The sequence below is a fragment of the Clostridium luticellarii genome, assembly GCF_002995845.1.
GTDB classification, from domain to species: domain Bacteria; phylum Bacillota; class Clostridia; order Clostridiales; family Clostridiaceae; genus Clostridium_B; species Clostridium_B luticellarii.
Genome location: NZ_PVXP01000061.1, coordinates 1 through 19,561, shown reverse-complemented (window position 1 = coordinate 19,561; position 19,561 = coordinate 1). Strand labels below are relative to the sequence as shown.

19 protein-coding genes, 1 pseudogene and 1 riboswitch are annotated in these 19,561 nt (G+C 34.0%); of the genes and pseudogenes, 14 read left to right on the top strand and 6 right to left on the bottom strand.

Annotation, left to right across the window (positions count from 1 at the left end):
• Positions 1 to 138: 138 nt before the first annotated feature.
• Both CLLU_RS14780 and CLLU_RS14775 read left to right on the top strand, forming a co-directional pair.
• Positions 139 to 420 (top strand): annotated as a pseudogene (locus CLLU_RS14780) (chorismate-binding protein); the annotation flags it as partial.
• 29 nt (positions 421 to 449) lie between these two features.
• On the top strand, positions 450 to 1,211 hold the full coding sequence (locus CLLU_RS14775; RefSeq protein ID WP_242977668.1) for an aminotransferase class IV: 762 nt from the start codon (positions 450 to 452) through the stop codon (positions 1,209 to 1,211).
• A 20-nt stretch (positions 1,212 to 1,231) separates the two neighbouring features.
• On the opposite strand, the gene CLLU_RS14770 is transcribed toward CLLU_RS14775, so the two are convergent.
• The gene (locus tag CLLU_RS14770; protein WP_106010556.1) at positions 1,232 to 2,089 is read right to left on the bottom strand and encodes a PHP domain-containing protein; all 858 of its coding nucleotides are present in this window, start codon (positions 2,087 to 2,089) and stop codon (positions 1,232 to 1,234) included.
• Between the two features lie 228 nt (positions 2,090 to 2,317).
• On the opposite strand from CLLU_RS14770, the gene CLLU_RS14765 reads away from it, so the two are divergent.
• From CLLU_RS14765 to CLLU_RS14750, 4 genes are all read left to right on the top strand, one after another.
• Positions 2,318 to 2,518, top strand: coding sequence for an alpha/beta-type small acid-soluble spore protein (locus CLLU_RS14765; RefSeq protein WP_106010555.1), 201 nt, complete (start codon positions 2,318 to 2,320; stop codon positions 2,516 to 2,518).
• Positions 2,519 to 2,720: 202 nt separating this feature from the next.
• Complete coding sequence (locus tag CLLU_RS14760; RefSeq protein WP_106010554.1) at positions 2,721 to 3,092, top strand: phage holin family protein; 372 nt, start codon at positions 2,721 to 2,723, stop codon at positions 3,090 to 3,092.
• Between the two features lie 204 nt (positions 3,093 to 3,296).
• On the top strand, positions 3,297 to 3,734 hold the full coding sequence (locus CLLU_RS14755) for a bacteriohemerythrin (protein ID WP_106010553.1): 438 nt from the start codon (positions 3,297 to 3,299) through the stop codon (positions 3,732 to 3,734).
• A gap of 4 nt (positions 3,735 to 3,738) precedes the next feature.
• Complete coding sequence (locus CLLU_RS14750; protein WP_106010552.1) at positions 3,739 to 5,550, top strand: MutS-related protein; 1,812 nt, start codon at positions 3,739 to 3,741, stop codon at positions 5,548 to 5,550.
• Positions 5,551 to 5,574: 24 nt separating this feature from the next.
• On the opposite strand, the gene rbr is transcribed toward CLLU_RS14750, so the two are convergent.
• Complete coding sequence (gene rbr / locus CLLU_RS14745; RefSeq protein ID WP_106010551.1) at positions 5,575 to 6,162, bottom strand: rubrerythrin; 588 nt, start codon at positions 6,160 to 6,162, stop codon at positions 5,575 to 5,577.
• Between the two features lie 247 nt (positions 6,163 to 6,409).
• Between rbr and CLLU_RS14740 the strand changes: the two genes are divergently transcribed.
• Both CLLU_RS14740 and feoB (CLLU_RS14735) read left to right on the top strand, forming a co-directional pair.
• Positions 6,410 to 6,649, top strand: a complete 240-nt coding sequence (locus CLLU_RS14740) for a FeoA family protein (RefSeq protein WP_106010550.1) — start codon at positions 6,410 to 6,412, stop codon at positions 6,647 to 6,649.
• 18 nt (positions 6,650 to 6,667) lie between these two features.
• Complete coding sequence (feoB, locus tag CLLU_RS14735) at positions 6,668 to 8,785, top strand: ferrous iron transport protein B (protein WP_106010549.1); 2,118 nt, start codon at positions 6,668 to 6,670, stop codon at positions 8,783 to 8,785.
• Positions 8,786 to 8,865: 80 nt separating this feature from the next.
• Here feoB (CLLU_RS14735) and CLLU_RS14730 read toward each other — a convergent pair whose 3' ends face one another.
• Complete coding sequence (locus tag CLLU_RS14730) at positions 8,866 to 10,326, bottom strand: amino acid permease (protein WP_106010548.1); 1,461 nt, start codon at positions 10,324 to 10,326, stop codon at positions 8,866 to 8,868.
• 111 nt (positions 10,327 to 10,437) lie between these two features.
• A riboswitch (Lysine riboswitch) is annotated at positions 10,438 to 10,615 on the bottom strand.
• 284 nt (positions 10,616 to 10,899) lie between these two features.
• On the opposite strand from CLLU_RS14730, the gene CLLU_RS14725 reads away from it, so the two are divergent.
• The 5 genes from CLLU_RS14725 (at position 10,900) to CLLU_RS14705 (ending at position 16,403) form a co-directional block, all read left to right on the top strand.
• Complete coding sequence (locus CLLU_RS14725; protein WP_106010547.1) at positions 10,900 to 12,270, top strand: amidohydrolase family protein; 1,371 nt, start codon at positions 10,900 to 10,902, stop codon at positions 12,268 to 12,270.
• A 47-nt stretch (positions 12,271 to 12,317) separates the two neighbouring features.
• Positions 12,318 to 13,304 carry a UDP-glucose 4-epimerase GalE gene (gene galE, locus CLLU_RS14720; protein WP_106010546.1) on the top strand — a complete coding sequence of 329 codons (987 nt, stop codon included), beginning with the start codon at positions 12,318 to 12,320 and terminating at the stop codon, positions 13,302 to 13,304.
• A 97-nt stretch (positions 13,305 to 13,401) separates the two neighbouring features.
• Positions 13,402 to 15,099: an arginine--tRNA ligase gene (argS, locus tag CLLU_RS14715; protein WP_106010545.1), complete on the top strand. Its 1,698-nt coding sequence runs from the start codon at positions 13,402 to 13,404 to the stop codon at positions 15,097 to 15,099.
• Between the two features lie 75 nt (positions 15,100 to 15,174).
• Positions 15,175 to 15,972, top strand: coding sequence for a ribonuclease H-like domain-containing protein (locus tag CLLU_RS14710; RefSeq protein WP_106010544.1), 798 nt, complete (start codon positions 15,175 to 15,177; stop codon positions 15,970 to 15,972).
• Positions 15,973 to 16,013: 41 nt separating this feature from the next.
• A complete protein-coding gene (locus tag CLLU_RS14705) occupies positions 16,014 to 16,403 on the top strand; it encodes a CBS domain-containing protein (protein ID WP_106010543.1) in 390 nt (129 codons plus the stop codon).
• A gap of 1 nt (position 16,404) precedes the next feature.
• Here the strand turns inward: CLLU_RS14705 and CLLU_RS14700 are convergent, their stop codons facing one another.
• The 3 genes from CLLU_RS14700 to CLLU_RS14690 form a co-directional block, all read right to left on the bottom strand.
• Positions 16,405 to 16,554 (bottom strand): FeoB-associated Cys-rich membrane protein, encoded by a 150-nt coding sequence (locus CLLU_RS14700; protein WP_420536067.1) that lies wholly within the window; start codon positions 16,552 to 16,554, stop codon positions 16,405 to 16,407.
• Between the two features lie 16 nt (positions 16,555 to 16,570).
• Positions 16,571 to 18,337 (bottom strand): ferrous iron transport protein B, encoded by a 1,767-nt coding sequence (gene feoB / locus CLLU_RS14695; protein ID WP_106010542.1) that lies wholly within the window; start codon positions 18,335 to 18,337, stop codon positions 16,571 to 16,573.
• Positions 18,338 to 18,399: 62 nt separating this feature from the next.
• Positions 18,400 to 18,627, bottom strand: a complete 228-nt coding sequence (locus CLLU_RS14690) for a FeoA family protein (RefSeq protein ID WP_106010541.1) — start codon at positions 18,625 to 18,627, stop codon at positions 18,400 to 18,402.
• Positions 18,628 to 18,777: 150 nt separating this feature from the next.
• Between CLLU_RS14690 and CLLU_RS14685 the strand changes: the two genes are divergently transcribed.
• A complete protein-coding gene (locus tag CLLU_RS14685; RefSeq protein WP_106010540.1) occupies positions 18,778 to 19,497 on the top strand; it encodes an HAD-IB family hydrolase in 720 nt (239 codons plus the stop codon).
• Positions 19,498 to 19,561 lie beyond the last annotated feature (64 nt).

Here is a 19,561-nt window from a genome sequence, read left to right as displayed (position 1 = left end):
AATCTCCATGGTAAAAAGGACTAAAAACAATCCAGTAGAAGGCACCTTGATAGGCTGCTTACTACTGGATTTAGTTTATCAAAATAAAATTGACAATTGAATACGTAGAATTTTTGACGCTTACCAATAGACTGCCTAAAAGCATGTTTTCCCGGTGGATCTATAACAGGTGCTCCCAAAGTTAGAGCTATGGAAATCATTGAAGAACTGGAACCTACCAGAAGAGGAATATATACTGGATCTATAGGATACCTGGGCTTTGACGGAAATATAGATTTAAATATAGTAATCAGGACTATATTGATAAAAAATGGAATGGCTTATTTTGGCGTAGGTGGTGGAATAACCTGGGAATCAGATAAAACATCGGAATATGATGAAACATTGGATAAAGCATTGGCTTTGATGAAGGTACTATGATTTTTATTTAGATATGGAGGACGAAATTTATGATAATTTTAAATGGCAATTTGACAGAGGATGAGAAGGTATTTGCCGACAGCGGATTTTATTTTGGCAGGGGACTTTTTGAAACTATGCTGGTAAAGGGGCATCCCTTGTTTTTAGAAGAGCATTTGCATAGAATAAATGAAGGATTGAGGGTCTTGAATATACATAAATCTATAACAAAAAAAGAGATTGTAGATGCAGTTAAAAAATTAAATTGTGACAACAAAATTTTAAAATTAGTGGTTACCGAAAAAAATACTGTTTTTACCTGCAGGGTCAATAAATATGGCCCGGAGCAGTATAAAAACGGGTTTAGCTTAAAAATGGCCTCCACAAAAAGGAATCCTTACTCTAAAACCACATACTTAAAATCTTTAAATTATGTTGAAAATATACTGGAGCATGAGCAGTGCATAAACGAGGGCTATGACGAAGTATTATTTTTAAACACAGAGAATTTTATAGCAGAGGGAAGTACATCTAATGTGTTTTTTATACAAAATGGAAGAATATATACACCTTCTTTAAATTGCGGTATTCTAAATGGTACAATTAGGAAATATATAATTGACAATTATGAAGTTACAGAAGGAAAATTCACCGAGGATTTCATTGAAAACTCACAGGAAATTTTCTTAACTAACAGCGTTATGGGAATAATGAAGGTTTCAAATATATTGGGCAAAAAATTTTATAAATTTGATGCAGTGAACCAAATAACACAAAAGTATAACAATGACATTATGAGATATCAGCTGTAAATAATTTATTTTTTACATTGCTATTTTTTTGATAGATCTTTAAGTTTATTCAAGAAAATATTTATTTTCTCTTCATCTAAATAAACTTCACCTATACTATGGGAATGTTCTGGATCATCTCTGTTTTTCCTCGGCAGACCATGAAAATCAGAACCTGCGGTTATTATTTTATTATATTTTTCAGCATATTTTATAAATCTATCCGTGTCCTTTGATGTATTCATAGAATAAATTGCCTCTATTCCATCAAAGGGCAGATGAAGCAGCTCTTCCACATTTACATTTTTTATCAATACAGGATGTGCCAGCACCACCAGGGCATTTAAAGATTTAAGAAGCTCTATACCTTCCTGGGTGGATAGTTTTTTATTAGGTACAAAAGCAGGGCAGGAATCACCTATAAAGTTTGTAAATATATATTTAAAAGTGTAGTTATATCCTGCATCTATTATGGCCTGTGCTATATGAGGTCTTGTAACGATATTATGGGCATCTTGAATTATTTTTTCATAATCCAGTTTTATATTAAAAAATTTATACAGATTATCTACTATTTTCTCTGCTCTTTTTTTTCTGTACTCACTCATTTTCTCCAGAAAATTTTTGAATTCAGAGGATATATTGTGGATTTCCTCGAAATATCCCAGTACATGAACACTGTTTCCCTGATATAAGGTAGACAGTTCTATTCCTGGAATAATTTTCAGTTTCGCCTTTTTGCCAGCCTCCAGAGCTTCATCTATTCCCGATACTGTATCATGATCTGTTACAGCTATTATATCCATGCCTTCTTTAGATGCCATATCCACCAATTCACCAGGTGATAATCTTCCGTCTGATGCAGTGGTATGCAAATGAAAATCTCCTTTTTTATACAAAAATATCACCTACTTATTCCAATTTATACTCTATTATACTCTAAATAATCTATAATTTACAATTAGAAATTAAAAGTATATAAGTATAAAAATTTTTACCTGAAAAAGTTTCTATTTATGTAATAAGGTATATTATTTTCATATAATTTTATAGAGTAATAATTCTCATATGGAGCAAACTTATAGATGTAATACAAAACAACAATATAAAAAAGGAGGAAAACAATCATGGCAAATAACAGGGGAAATAGAGTTTTAGTCCCACAGGCTAAAGAAGCTTTAAACAGATTTAAAATGGAGTCAGCTAGAGAAGTTGGCGTGAATTTAAAAGAAGGATACAATGGAGATCTTACCTCCAGAGAAGCAGGATCCGTAGGCGGAAATATGGTTAAAAAAATGATAGAATCTTACGAACAGGGCTTAAAATAGATAATATAAAATAAGCTAATTTATGGGAGTAATACATAACTACTTTTACGGCAGCTGTGTATTGCTCCCTTTTTGAAAAAAGTCATTTGAGGCATATACAAAAACTACTCAATTAAAAATTTTATTATTTTTAAATATTTTTCAGAGATTAGGTAAAACTATATTTGCATAAATAATATTTTATTGAAAAGGAGTGACCTCTATGGCTGACAATACCAAGAGAGAACCAGAAAGTTCAAAATCTACTATAGGTAGTTATATACTGAGATTTATTCTAACATTAATTGTGCTTGCAGTAGCATCTTTTTTGACACCTGGTTTTAGTATAGTGGGACTTTGGTCCTATATGGCAGCAGCAGTTATAATAAGCATAATAGATTATCTGGTGGAAAAATTTATGGGTGTAGATGCATCACCTTTTGGAAAGGGAATAAAAGGATTTGTAATTGCAGCTATAATACTTTATATAACTCAGTTCTTAGTTCCTAACATGAGAGTTTCTGTACTAGGAGCTGTTTTGGCGGCAATAGTTATTGGAATATTAGATGCTGTAATTCCGGGGAGAGTCATGTAAAAAGATTTAATTTCAAATGATTGACCTGCGAAATGATATTATAACAATTAATGTGGGCTGCTGGAAAACTACCAGCAGCTATTTAATTTCATCTGGTTTACAATTTTAAAGTTTGCTATAATTACAGTATAAAGTATATTGATTTTTGAATATGTTTTAAGACAAGCCATTATAATATCAATTTTAAAGGAGGCAAACTTGTAGATGTTTGATTGGAAGGATGAGTACAGTTGTGGAATTGAAAGAATAGATGATGAACACAAGAGATTATTTGAAATAGGAAATTCTATTTACGAATTGGCTACGAACGAAAACCGGGTAGACTATTTTGATGACATATTGAACTTGATTGATGATTTAAAAGAATATACCATCTATCATTTTGAAGATGAAGAGAAAATAATGGAAATGTATGATTATCCAGGATATAGAGAGCAAAAAAGAGTACATGATAAATTCATCGAGAAAATTAGAAATTTGGATTTGGAAGAAATTGATGAAGATACCCAGCAGGCAGTATTAAAACTTCTGGATTTTGTATATAACTGGATAAGGACTCATATACTAGGTATGGATTTAAAAATTAAAGATTATTTTGAAAGTTTGAAGTCAGGTAAATTTATGGAAAAGAAAGCGAGGTAACAGTTTGAGCTGCCTACAAAAAATTTATTTCAGAAGAAGAATACACTACAGCAAACTTGTAAAACGTCAGAAAAGTTCTGCTTTTCGTATGAGCAGATTGAGATTTGCTATTTTTACACTGGGAATAATTTTCATAGTGTTTTTCTATACAAAAAAATATTATTATATGAGCCTCAGTGTTTTTTTGGTTTCAGTTATATTGTTTATAATTGCTGTAAAAAACCATGAAAAATTAAAAAGCAATATGATATTTACGGAAAAATTACAGGAAATAAATCAGGATTCTCTAGATAGAGCTAAAGGTGAATGGAAAAAATTCAAAGACAGAGGGGAGGAATTCAAGGACAAGAACCACAATTACTCTTTTGATCTGGATTTGTTTGGAGAGAATTCACTTTTTCAATGGATAAATTGCTGCAGCACCTATGCAGGAAGGGAAAGTTTAAAAAATGTATTGATTGGCCGGACCGGAAACAAGCAGGACATATTAAACAGACAAGCTGCGGTTCAGGAATTAAAAAATAAGATCAACTGGAGACAGCACTTTCAGGTAGCTGCTTCTTTTGTGGAGAACAATGGAAAGAGTATATTGAAACTAAGAGATATACTGAAAATAGAAAACTCCTTTTACAAAAATGGATACATAATATTTCTATTTAAAATACTGCCGGTTATAACAATTTCACTTTTGATCATGAGTTTTACATTTCATCTGTTTGGAAATTATATAAGTTATGCAGCAGTTTTGATACAGCTGGTGCTGCTTCTGCCAGGGACAAAAAACAGATTTAATGTCTTAAACAGGGTATCTGAAATTAAGAACAGCTTAATGGCCTATGAAAAAAGCATTTCTATGATATGCAGTGAAAAATTCAGCGGTACATATTTGAGCTCTTTAAAAGAAGTACTTTCTAAAGCTGATGCCGGCAGGGAGATATACGAGCTAAATAGGATTTCAAAGAACATATCCCAGAGAAAAAATATTTTATTCGTTTTTTTAAATATATTTTTGTTATGGGATTATCAATGTATGTTTGACTTTGAAAAATGGAAATTTAAAAATGGAAATTCCATTTACGATTGGATTAAAGTGGTGGGAGAATTTGAAATGTTAAACAGTCTTTCCCTTATAGCTTTTGATCATCCGGATTGGGCAATTCCTGAAATTTTAGATACACCTCTTGTGTTTAAGGCTGATTCCATGGCACATCCACTTTTGGGAAAAAAAGCGGTATATAATGATTTGACTTTAAAGAAACCCTCCGCCATAGTTCTCATAACAGGATCCAATATGTCCGGGAAGAGCACCCTTTTGAGAACTGCAGGTATAAATTTAGTACTTTCATACTCTGGTGCACCGGTTTGTGCAAAAAAATTCAGCTGTTCAATAATGAATATTTACACCTGTATGAGAATAAGTGACAATCTGGAAAAAAACATATCTTCTTTTTATGGAGAAATACTTAGAATAAAAGAAATTGTAAAAGCTTGTAAGAGAAAAGAACAGGTATTTTTTCTCCTGGATGAAATATTTAAAGGTACCAATTCCATGGATAGGCACCTGGGAGCTAAAATCTTAATAAAAAATTTGGAAAATTCAAGAACCTGTGGAATGGTATCCACCCATGATTTAGAATTAGCCGAAATGGAAAGTGAAAGCGGGGGCAGAATAAAGAATTATCATTTTAAAGAATACTATGAGAATGGAAAAATTCGATTCGATTATAAACTTAGAACCGGAGTTTCAAACACAAGAAATGCACTTTACTTAATGAAAATGGCAGGTATAGATGTAGGGAAATCACCACAGCAGTGATTTCCCTCTCTTTTATTATAAATATTAAAATTCTTCTACAAACAACTGGAAGTATGCTTGAGGATGAGCACAGGAAGGGCATACTTGAGGAGCAGATGTGCCTTCATAAATATATCCACAATTGCTGCATATCCACTTACAGGGTTTATCTTTCTTAAATACAGTACCATTTTCTACATTTTTGAGCAGTGCCAGGTATCTTTCTTCATGATGTTTTTCAACTTCAGCAATTTTTCTAAAAACAGTTGCTACAGCATGAAATCCCTCTTCATCTGCTTTATCTGCAAATGCAGGATATAACTTAGACCATTCTTCATTTTCTCCTGCTGCTGCTGCTTTGAGAACAGTTTTTGTATCTCCTAATGCAACTGGATAGGAAGCATTATTTATTTCCACAGCTTCACCGTGCAAATCCGCATCCAGGAATTTAAAAAATCTTTTTGCATGTTCTCTCTCGTTTCCAGCAGTTTCTAAAAATATGTTGGAAATTTGAACATAGCCTTCCTTTTTTGCAGCAGATGCATAATATGTGTATCTATTTCTCGCCTGAGATTCTCCTGCAAAAGCTTTCAATAAATTTTCAGCTGTTTTTGTACCTTTTAAAGACGACATAAAATTACCTCCTAATAAGTAATATAATTTAATACTTTCTTCTATATAATATATTATATTAATTCAAGTATATTTTCAATGCTTACCATCAATTTTATCCAAACTCTACTATAACTAGTTGCACAATTACTATCACCATTATTTGTATTTTTCATACATTAATATTGAATCAAATATTAATCTAGACTAATATTCTTAGTCTAGGGAAATAATATCATATTTTTACAATTCTTTAGGAGGAATATATATGGAAAAACTTTGTCATGTAAATGTAGGCAATACGGTAATGGTCAAAAAGCTTTTTTCTAAAAATATGCTTAGAGAGAGAATGATGGCACTTGGTATTACCAAAGGAACTTTAATTGAGGTAATGCTAAAAGGCCCCGGAGACAATCTAACTGTATACAAGATCAGAGACACCTTAATTGCTCTCAGAAAAGAAGAGGCTTCTCTGATATCTATACAGCCTGTAGAATTCAATCAATGACATAAAGGAGAATAGGTCATGGGACTCACTTTTGAATCTACAAGAAATAAATCACTTAAAGACATGTTCAATGTAGAAGCTAAGAAAAACACTTCTGTAATAGCACTGGCTGGAAATCCCAATACCGGAAAGAGCACTATCTTTAATTCTCTTACAGGACTTCATCAGCACACCGGCAACTGGCCCGGCAAAACTGTGGTAAATGCCCGTGGGAATTACAGCTACAAAGACAGAGATTTCTTAATTGTTGATCTGCCGGGTACTTATTCTTTATTTGCATCTTCTACAGAGGAGGCAGTAGCCAGAGATTTTATATGTTTTGGAAATCCTGATGCCATAGTCGTAGTTACAGATGCCACCTGCCTGGAAAGAAATTTGAACCTGGTATTTCAGGTAATGGAAATCACCAGCAATGTAATACTATGTATAAATCTTATAGATGAAGCAAAGAAAAAGAATATAATCATAGACGGCAGTGCCATAGAAAAAAGGCTGGGAATACCTGTGATCATGTGCGCTGCAAGAAGCAATATAGGTATGGAAGAATTAAAGGAAGCCATATACAACACAGCATTGAATAAAGTCCATTTAAATTATAATCCTATAACATACGATGAAGACATGGAAAACATAATAAATGAAATTAAGCAGAAAGTGGAAAAAAACTTTCCTAATGTGAATTCCCGATGGTTTTCCATAAGGCTTATTGATGGAAATGACAGTCTTTTTCATTCCATGGAAAAATATCTTGATAGAAATCTGTTATATGATGTAAAAAAATTTGCAGATGAATTATGCAGTGACATGGACAAGGAAGCCCTAAGAGACTATATTACGGAACAAAATTATAAATTGGCAGAGTCGATAAAATCAAATTATATTAAAAAGGAGAGTACAAATTCCGCAAAAAAAATCAATCCTGACACCATAATAACTTCAAAACGATATGGAATACCTCTTATGCTGCTGATGTTATGTGCAATTTTATGGATAACCATAAAGGGGGCAAATGTACCTTCCAATATTTTATCTAAATTATTGTTTGGTTTTGGAGATGTATTAACCCGGTGGTTTAATGAAGCAAATGCACCAGACTGGCTGCAGGGGATATTGATTCTGGGAGTCTACAGGACCTTGGCCTGGGTCATATCTGTTATGCTTCCACCTATGGCCATATTCTTTCCTCTTTTCACTCTGCTGGAGGACATTGGATATTTACCGAGGGTGGCATTTAATATGGATCATCTCTTCAAGAAAGCCTGTGCTCATGGAAAGCAGTGCCTCACCATGTGTATGGGACTTGGCTGCAATGCCGCTGGAGTTATAGGCTGCAGGATAATAGATTCACCAAGAGAAAAACTTATAGCCACTGTTACAAATAATTTTGTACCCTGCAATGGAAGGTTCCCTACATTGATAATAATATCATCCTTGTTTTTCGTATCCACTGCCGGTATTCCACAAATAGTGCCTGCCGTGGTCATAACACTCTTAATATTATTCGGCATATGTATAACATTGGCTGTGTCCTATATATTGTCAAAGACCATATTAAAAGGTGTTTCATCCACATTTACACTGGAACTTCCTCCCTATAGAAGGCCGCAGGTTGGAAGGGTCATATATACATCCATAATAGACAGAACCATATTTGTATTATGGAGGGCAGTAGTAGTGGCAGCACCTGCCGGTGCAATCATATGGATACTGTCAAATATATACCTGGGAAATGCCAGCGTAATAGAACATGTGGTGGTGTTTCTAGATCCTTTAGGCAAATTTATAGGATTGGACGGGTGCATACTGGTGGCTTTTATACTTGGCTTACCAGCAAATGAAATAGTGCTTCCCATACTGCTTATGTTATATCTATCAACGAATACAATGGTTGATGTTGACAGTATATTGTCTTTAAAACAGATTTTTCTCAACCATAACTGGACATATTTGACCGCTTTAAATACCATGCTGTTCAGTTTACTGCACTGGCCCTGCGCAACTACACTTCTTACCATAAAAAAAGAAACGGGCAGTATACGGTGGATGATACTTTCAGCGTTGATTCCACTGGCAGTTGCTTTTACTGTATGCCTATTTACAACTTTAATCTACAATGGAATTCTTATGATCATATAACGGAAGTTTTAAGCTAATTCAAAAACTGCCGGAGAACAAAGATTTTGTCTCCGGCAGGTCCAACTTTTTTTGTATTATTTTTAAAGCTTCATATTCTTCTCAATACTGTCAAAATCAACATCTTCCAGTTTTACAACATCAGTGTGATATCTTTTCTTGTACCACAGCCATAATCCTGCAAATAGTGGAAGTCCTATGTAGGATGAAACAACTCCGCTCCAATCTATTTTACTGGCCTGAAAATAAGTAATACCTTGTCCTAAAATAACTATAATACAAAGTATCAATGCTATTATTGGTCCCAGTGGAAATAATTTAGCCTTGTATTTCAGCTTGCTGAAATCACGTTTTTGCGCAGTATAAGCTTTTCTAAAACGATAATGACAAAGTGCTATTCCCAACCAGGCAACAAAACCTGCCAGCCCTGAAGCTGCCACCAGCCATACATAAACTGTAGTCTCTGCATAAAGTCCTGTTAAAAAGCAGGCGGATGCCACTATTGTGGTAAGTATAAGTGAATTTACAGGAACTCCTCTTGAATTGACCCTGGCAAGCCAGACTGGAGCTTTTTTGTCCTTGGCCATGGAGTATAACATCCTGCTGGAAGCGTACATTCCAGAATTTCCTGCAGATAACACTGAGGTCAATATAATGGCATTCATAAGAGAAGCTGCTCCTGCTATTCCGGCTCTTTGGAATACCAGGGTAAAAGGGCTTGTATCAACCCCTGCATTCATATATGGAATTAAAGCTCCAACCACAAATATGGTACCTATATAAAACAACAGTATCCTCCAGAATATAGTGTTTATTGCCTTTGGTATAGTCTTTCCAGGATCTTCGCTTTCACCTGCTGCTATACCTACAAGCTCCGTACCTTGAAAAGAAAAGCCTGCAATCAGAAATACAAGAAATATGGATTTAAATCCTCCTACAAAAGGAGCTTCTCCCACTGTAAAATTTTTAAGACCAACAGGTTTTCCATTGAATATACCTGCAATAGTTGCTATACCGACTATTAAAAATACGATAACCGTTAAGACCTTAATTCCTGCAAACCAAAATTCAGATTCTCCATAAGCCTTTGCAGACAATAAATTTAGTCCGACTATTAGAGCCAAAAAACATACACTCCATATAACAGCAGGTACATTTGGAAACCAGTATTTCATTATAAGAGCTCCTGCCACCATTTCTGCTGCTACAGTTATAGCCCAGTTGTACCAATAGTTCCACCCCAGTGCAAATCCCAGAGCCGGATCTACAAATTTAGTGGCATAAGTGCCAAAAGAACCTGAATCCGGCATATATGTGGCCATTTCACCCAGGCTGGTCATCAGAAAATATACCATAACCCCTATGCAGCCATATGCTACCAATGCTCCTCCAGGCCCTGCCTGCTTGATAGTTGCCCCTAATGCCAAAAATATTCCTGTTCCAATAGCTCCTCCCATGGCAATCATATTCAGATGTCTCGCCTTGAGCCCTCTTTTGAGTTTATACGTACTTTTGCTGTCTTGCTGTTCTGCTACATTTTGCATTTTTATTCCTCCCTATGGGTTTAAATTCCCATAAGTGAATTAACCAAGATAAAAAATAAAAACACCTTGAGAGTACACTCAAGGCATCAAAATAAAAATATTAATTCCACAATGAATGATAGCTCTTCACAAATTTAAATATTGTGACAGTTATGTGCATATTCTGCACATACCCAGTTATTCAGCATTAAAGCGGTATCTGAATACTTCGGCAAAATTCCCTTTCAAGCTGCTTCAACGGGCTTAACTCCACAGTTTTACTTTTGAATTTTGCACCTCTATCCCAGTTATTCACTTATAAGAATATTATGAACTAAAATCTAAAATTAGTCAATGCATTTTTAATAATTGACTTAGATATGTTAATGTGATATTATTACTTCATAGTTTAAATTTGAGCAAAGCACTAGGAATTGATATTAAAAGTATCATATTTTAATATAATATCATAATATCAATGTAAGTGGGGATTGCAGAAGTGAGCTTCTGCCTCTGTAATAGAGGTGGAGGCTTTTTGGCTTAAATGTGTTGTATATTCCAATTTGGAAAGTATTTTCAAAGGGGGTTAGTCTTATGAATATCTATGATATAGTTATAAAAAATATTAAAATTGCCAATCCTGAGCAGGAAACCATATTTAAGGGAAATATAGGTCTGAAAAATGGTAAAATAGCTCAAATTACCAGTAAAAATATAAATGGAAAAAGAGTAATAGATGGGAAAAATTATATAGCAAGTCCTGGATTTATAGATATTCATGCTCATATTGACGGTGATATAAGTTGTGCGGAATTGTCATTAGTTCAGGGAGTAACTACTACCGTAGGTGGGAACTGCGGCGGCGGTCCCATGAATCTGGAAAAGTTTTTTAATACACAGAATAAAAATGGATTCCCAATAAATCAGCTTCAATTTATAGGTCACTCATTTAGTATGAGGCACAAGGTTGGAATCACTAACCCCTATGTTGAAGCTTCAGATAATGAAATAGATAATATGAAAGATATACTGGAAAAAGAATTTTGCAATGGTGCTATAGGCTTGTCCTTTGGGCTTGAATATGCTCCGGGTTCTTCTTTTAAAGAGGTTATAGCTTTAAGTAAAATAGCCTCAAAATATAAAAAACTGATTTCCATCCACACCAGACTCAGGGCCCCAGATGATTTAGAATCCCTCAGAGAAGCTGTAAGAATTTCTGAGCTCACGGGAGCTTTAGTACAGGTATCCCATTTTGTATATCAGTATGGAACCGGCATTATGACCGAGGCACTTGATATTATGGATAAAGCCAGGGATATGGGAGTAAAAGTTTGGGCAGACAGCGGAATGTACACTTCTTTTGCTACAGGCATAAGTACCAGTGTTTTTGATGAAAATCACATTAGAAAATTCGGCTGGAAAATGAGCGACCTATTTGTAGCCTCTGGAAGCTTAAAAGGTCATTGCCTTACAAAAAATCTATATGAAGATCTGAGAAGTGGAAATGAAAATGCCATAATAATTTGTAATACTGGAATTGAAAACGAGATCTATGAAGCACTCTTAAGGAATTATGTGGTTTTATCTTCAGATTCAGGTCCCAGTCCTACGGGCAACATGGAGGAAGGCCATCCTCAAAATGCAGGTACTTTTCCAAGGTTTTTTAGAAAAATGGTAAGGGAAAAAAATTATATTTCACCTATTGAAGCCATCAAAAAATGTACTTTGATACCTGCAAGTATACTTGGACTTAAAAATAAGGGAAGAATGGCTGTAGGATGTGATGCAGATCTTGTTGTATTTGATCTAAATACCATTTGTGATAAATCCAAATTTTTGGGAAATGGCAGACCTGACGCTTACCCTGAAGGAATTTACTGTGTAATTGTAAATGGACAGGTAGTATTTGAAAATGGTAAGATTAAAAAAGGAATTTTACCTGGAAGAGCAATTGAAATAAACTGATTTTAGATATAAAATATATGTTATCATACATTTTGGAGGTTTTTACAATGTCGATTTTGGTTTGCGGTGGAGCTGGATATATAGGAAGTCATATGGTGGCAAAACTGCTGGAGAAAAAAAAAGAAGTTGTAGTATTTGATAATTTTGAAAAAGGACACAGAGATTCCATTTTAGGCGGCAAGGTCTATGAAGGCGATTTGAGAGAAGAGCATTCATTAAATAGGGTTTTTGAAGAAAATGAAATTGAAGCAGTAATAGATTTTGCAGCCTATTCTCTGGTAGGGGAAAGTGTAGATGAACCCGTCAAATATTTTCAGAACAATGTAGGTGGAACACTAAACCTTATAAAAAACATGAAGAAATATGGAGTCAAATATATAGTATTTTCTTCAACCGCAGCTACCTATGGAGAACCTGAAAATGTGCCTATTCTGGAAAATGCACAGACCAGTCCTACTAACCCTTACGGTGAGTCAAAACTTACAGTAGAAAAAATATTGAAGTGGAGTGACAGAGCATATGGAATAAAGTATGCGGCACTTAGATATTTTAATGCTGCCGGAGCACATATAAATGGCGATATTGGTGAGGATCACAGACCAGAATCCCATCTGATTCCAATAATACTCCAGGTAGCCTTGAAAAAAAGAGATAAAATATTTATATTTGGGAACGATTATGACACCGGGGATGGAACTTGTGTAAGGGATTATGTGCATGTTACAGATCTGGCAGATGCCCACCTTCTGGCACTTAATAAAATTATGAATGAAGGGAAAAGTAAAATATACAATCTTGGAAATGGGAAGGGTTTTTCCGTAAAAGAAGTAATTGAAATCTCAAGGAAGATAACTGGTGAAAAGATAGAGGCTGAAATTGCTCCTAGAAGAGCGGGAGATCCTGCAGTGCTTGTGGCTTCTTCTAAAAAGGCAAAAGAAGAGCTTGGCTGGAATCCAAAGTATAATTCTCTTGAGACAATTATACAAACTGCATGGAATTGGCACAAAAATCATCCTGATGGATATGAAAAATAATTTAAATACATAATCAAGTGATTTTATTGAAACTAAGGTACGTAAATTGAAAGGAGTTGAAAAGTGTTAAATAGGCTCATGTTTATTTAGCAAAAGTATGGATTATAGGGAACTAGTGGCAGAAGAAATTCAGAAAAACATAGATGCGGATTTGCAATTGGATTTTATAAAAGGGTTGATAGAAATACCTCCAAAGCCCGAAATGGGAGATTATGCATTTCCATGTTTCCAGCTGGCAAAAAATCTGAAGAAATCACCTAATATAATTGCACAGGAACTTAAGGATAAGATAAAAAGAAACTATTTTGAAAAAGTCGAAGATAAAGGACCTTATGTGAATTTTTTTGTTGATAAAGGAACATTTACAAAAGATGTACTGACCAATGTACTTGAACAGGGAGACAAATACGGAAGTTCTTCCGTAGGCAGGGATAAAAATATAGTTGTGGAATATTCCTCTCCTAATATTGCAAAGCCCTTTCATGTAGGTCACCTGTTCAGTACTTCCATAGGAAACTCTCTCTACAAGATGATGAGTTTTGAAGGATATAATTGTACTAGAATAAATCATCTGGGTGATTGGGGAACGCAATTTGGAAAGCTCATAGTTGCATATAAAAAATGGTGTAATGTACATGAGCTCCATAAAAATCCCATAAAGGAACTTTTAAGAATATATGTTAAATTTCATGAAGAAGCAGAAAAAGATCCTGATCTCAATGAGGAGGGGAGACTTCATTTTAAAAGACTGGAAGATGGATGCAGCGAGGAAGTCGAACTCTGGAAAAAATTCAAGGAATTAAGTCTCAGAGAATTTAAGAAGGTATACACTCTATTGGGAGTTGATTTTGATTCATATGCTGGAGAGAGCTTTTATACGGATAAAATGGATGCAGTTATAGATGAAATAGATAAAAAGGGACTTCTTGTAGAGAGCAATGGAGCAAAAGTAGTTATGCTGGACAAATACAACATGCCTCCCTGCATTGTGAAAAAATCGGATGGTGCCACCATATATGCTACCAGAGATTTGGCTGCTGCCATATATAGAAAAAAAACTTATAATTTTTCCAAATGCATATATGTAGTTGGCATGGATCAATCCCTTCACTTCAGGCAGGTTTTTACCACTCTCAAATTGATGGGAAAAGACTGGGCTGATTCCTGCATACATGCGGGCTTTGGATTGGTTAGATTTGCGGACAAAAAACTTTCCACCAGAAAAGGTGATGTTATATTTTTAGAAGATCTTCTTAATAAATCTGTACAGAGGACTCTTGAAATAATAAATGAAAAGAATCCAAACCTGGAAAACAAACTGCAGGTGGCTCAAAAAGTTGGAATAGGAGCTGTAATTTTTACTTACTTGAAAAACAACAGGGAGAGGGATATAGTTTTCGACTGGAATGAAATGCTGAGCTTTGAGGGTGAAACCGGTCCTTACGTCCAATACAGCTATGCAAGAGGAAAAAGTATACTTAGAAAGGCGGGAAATATAACCGGTACTGTAGATTACAGTAAATTAAAAAGTAAGGAAGAATTCGAACTTGCAAAGGTCCTCAATAATTTTAGAGATTCTATATTAAATGCCATCGATAAACTGGAACCATTTATAGTAACCAGATATGTCATAAATGCGGCAAAAGCTTTTAATAAATTTTATAATGCCCATAATATTATAAATGTAGAAGATAAAGATGTGAAACTTGCCAGACTGCAGCTGGTAAGAGCAACTTGTCAGGTATTAAAAAATGGTCTTAATATACTGGGAATTGATGTTGTTGAAAAAATGTAATATTGGAGGATCAATTTTTCAAGGTGCTTTATTATAGAATGAAGAGAGGAGAAGTTACATAAAGTAACGGATATTATGGAAATTAAAGAATATGAACAGCTTACAACCATAGGAGAAAATGAATTTTTAAAATGCAACATGGATAATATATTATATTTTGATATAGAGACCACAGGGTTTGATAGACAAAATCACAGTATAATACTCATATCCCTTGGAAAATTCTCCAGTAAAAATAGGTTTAGAGTAAAACAGTACTTTGCAGATGATTTAAAGGATGAAAAAGATATTTTATATGAATTTTCAGAGGACATTAGAGGTGAAAACATATGGTGTTCTTATAATGGCATAGCTTTTGACGAACCCTTCATAAAGGAGAGGATGAACCAGAGCAGTATTTGTTTCATCTCTCCCAGATATCATGTGGATTTATATAGAATCATAAGACCTTATTACAGGCAGCTTGGCATGGAAAGATGCAATTTGAAGACCGTAGAGAAATATATAGGTATAAATAGAAAGGATAAAATAAATGGGGGAATCAGTGTAAATCTTTATGAAGAGTTTTTATCTTCAAAAGACAGCAATATAAAGAATACCATAATGCTTCATAATTATGAAGATGTATTAAATCTACCCAAAATCCATGAATTTGCCATTAAAATAAAAGAGGATAAACTTCTTGTGAGAAAAGATTGTATTACCGAAAAACAGCTTAAATACTTAAAAGTGCTTTTAAAAAAGAACAATTTGAATTTGAATATACAGTTGAACAAACTCTCTAAGAAAGCTGCTTCTCACAGCATAGAATATTTGCTGAAAGGCGAAAAAAATGCAGAAGAACTAGTGAATATAATAAATAACAGCTATTGAGATCCATAAATATATTGTATAATAAAAGGGGAGGTGGACATATGCCTGTAAAAGAAATAATGCGTTCCCGTATTGTGAAGCTAAACAAAGAGGACAGTCTATGTAAAGCTTTAAAGGTAATGGATGATCATGGTATAAATGGTGCTCCGGTAGTGGATGAAAGCGGAAAATTAGTGGGAATGATAGTCAAAGCGGACATATACAGATTTCTAATGGAAGAAGGTCATTATGATACTTGCCCTGTAGATTGGGCTATGACAAAAAATGTAATTACTGCCCATGGTAATGAGGATATTTTTGCTGTAGCCAGAAGATTGAGAGAAAAAAATATAATAGCTATTCCAGTAATTGATGATAAAAATATAGTAGAGGGAATTGTATCCATTGAAGATATAATGGATTATGCTATAAAAAAAAGTCCTAATGCATAACTCAGGACTTTTTTTTATCAGTACAGTGAGGGCAATTGACATCGGAACAGCAGTCACATTTGCCCCTGGACTTTTTTTTAAGATTTTTATATAGTATATAAACTGCAGCTATTACCACTAAAGCAGTTATTATAATTTCCACAAATCTCATAAAATCATCCTCCCAATTAGCTAAATATCAAAGTAGCTGCCCTGAATACCAGAAATGAACCTATCCATGCAAGTACAAGTTGATATGTTACAGAAAAAATAGCCATCTTGTTTCCATATTCTTTTTTTATGGTTGCTATTGAAGATATACATGGAGTATAGAGCAGTACAAAAACTAAAAACGAGTAAGCGGAAATAGCTGTAAAATGATTGGGCAATACTGCTGCCAAATTTCCGCCGTATACAATTCCCATAGTGCTCAATACGATTTCCTTGGCCATAATTCCAGTTATAAGAGCTACTGAACTCTGCCAATTTCCAAATCCCATAGGGGCAAATAGGGGACTTATAAAATTCCCAATTGAAGCTAAAATACTCTTGTCCATATCTACCATTCCAGATAAATTAAAATTGGAAAGAAACCATATCAAAACAGACATCGAAAATATTATTGTACCTGCTTTTCTCAAAAATCCCTTAGCTTTTTCCCAGGTGTGAAACAGCAGACTCTTTATATCTGGAACATTGTATTCTGGAAGTTCTATTATAAAAGGCTCTTCATCTTTTTTAAATATGGTATTTTTAAAAAGAATTCCAATGAAAAAAGCTGTTATAACTCCAAGAATATATAGAGAAAAAACCACTGAGGTTTTATTGTCTACAAAAAAAGCTGATGCAAACAGAGCATATATGGGAAGCCGGGCATTACATGACATAAGCGGTACCAGAAGTGCCGTCAACTTTCTGTCCTTTTCACTTTCCAAAGTTTTAGAAGACATAATTGCAGGTACTGAACATCCAAAACCCACGATAAGTGGAATAAATGCCTTACCCGACAAACCTACTTTTCTCATAAGCTTATCCATTATAAAAGCTCCTCTTGCCATGTATCCACTGTCTTCCAAAAATGATACACCGAGGAACAAACAAAATATGACCGGAAAAAATACAATTACAGATCCCACTCCGGCCAAAATACCATCAATTAAAAATGAGCTAAACCAGGGACTGGCTGATGAAAGTAAATTTTTTAAATATGGAGTTAAAAATGCATCTACAAAATTGCCAAGAGCATCTGCTATAGGTTGGCCAACCCAACTAAAAGTAAATTTAAAAATTAACATAAGTGCTAATAAAAATATAGGATAAGCCAAAAATCTGTTTAAAACTATTTTATCTATTTTTTCAGTAATAGAGGTGATATCTCTCTTTGTCCTGGTTAAACATTTTTTTAAAACATCATTTATATATAAATAGGTTTCTTTTTCATTCTTGAACTTAAATTTATTACTACGCCGAGACTGCTCAAAGTCAGTATTTTTCAAGACCTGACGAAGCTTATCTATTCCCACTCCCTTGGTTGCTACAATTGGAATTACAGTTACCTCCAGTTCTTCAGATAAAGCTGAAAAATCTATCTTAAAACCCTTTGATTCAGCTACATCCAGCATATTGAGCACCAATATAATAGGTTTGTTAAATTGTTTTAATTGAGTAGTTAAATATAGATTTCTATTCAAATTAGAAGAATCTACAATATTTATTATAACGTCCGGATTGCCTTTCGATAAAAATTCTTTTGATACTTTCTCCTCATTGGAGTAAGTATCCATAGCATATATTCCAGGTAAATCAACTATTTTTGTAGATTTGTCTATATATCCTTCTTTTTTTTCCACAGTTACTCCAGGCCAGTTTCCCACATATTGATTTGAACCAGTTAAGTGATTGAATAAAGAAGTTTTACCTACATTTGGATTTCCCAGTAAAGCTGCCACAATCATAATAATCCTCCTGTCATCCATGTTGTATTATTAATACTCATATTATAATCCGTGTAGTTTATTTAACTTAAATCACTTACGGCTATATTCTCCGCATCCTTTTTACGTATGGCCAGATTAAAACCTCTTAAATTTATAATTATGGGGTCTCCCAAAGGAGCAGAAGTCTTTACCAGTATTTCAGTACCTTCTATACATCCCAGAGCTAGAAGTCTTTTAATTAATTTTGTATCTCCACTCAAATCTTTTATTATACCTCTCTCGCCAGGTTTCAAATCGCAAATGCTCATAGTAGCTCACCTCCAGGCTCAATTTATAAATAATGAAAATCATTATCATTATCCAAATATATAATATCATATTTAACATATACTGTCAATAAATTTATGTGCTAAAATATATAGTATAGAATTTCATATAATCAAAGGAGAATTACCGAAATGAATACTGCAGCTTTTTTTGATATTGACGGCACTCTGTACAGAGAAGGACTCATAACAGAAGTTTTTAAAAAATTGGTCAAATACGAGATAATACCTGCTGAAAGGTGGTATAAGGAAGTCAAACCTGAATATGATAGATGGGACAAAAGAAAAGGAAATTATGACAACTATCTTTTAAAAATGGCGGATATATATATTGAAGCCGTGAAGGGACTTCACAGATCCCAGATAGAATTTATAGCTAAAAATGTAGTAGCACAAAAGGGGGATAGAGTATATTCTTATACTAGAGACAGGATAAAATGGCACAAGGAAAATGGTCATAAAATACTGACTGTATCTGGAAGCCCTGTGGAATTAGTAAAAGAAATGGCTATTAAATATGAATTTGATGATTATGTAGGTGCTGTATATACTCGGGATGAGAACGATGTTTACACTGGAGAAGTCATTCCCATGTGGGACAGTGAGAGCAAAAAAAATTCCATACATATGCTTGTAAAAAAATATGGAATAAATCTAGACAGGAGTTATGCTTATGGAGATACCTCTGGAGACTTCTCAATGATGAAAATGGTTGGATATCCAACCTGCGTAAATCCTACCAGGGAACTTTTAAAAGAAGTATTAGATGATGCGGAATTGAGCAAAAAAATAAATATAATAGTTGAGAGAAAAGACATGATATATAAATTAAAGGCAGGAGATATCAAATAATATTATTTTAATGCACAGTACAAATAGGAAATATCTTATAAATTTTAATTATATGATTTAGAAT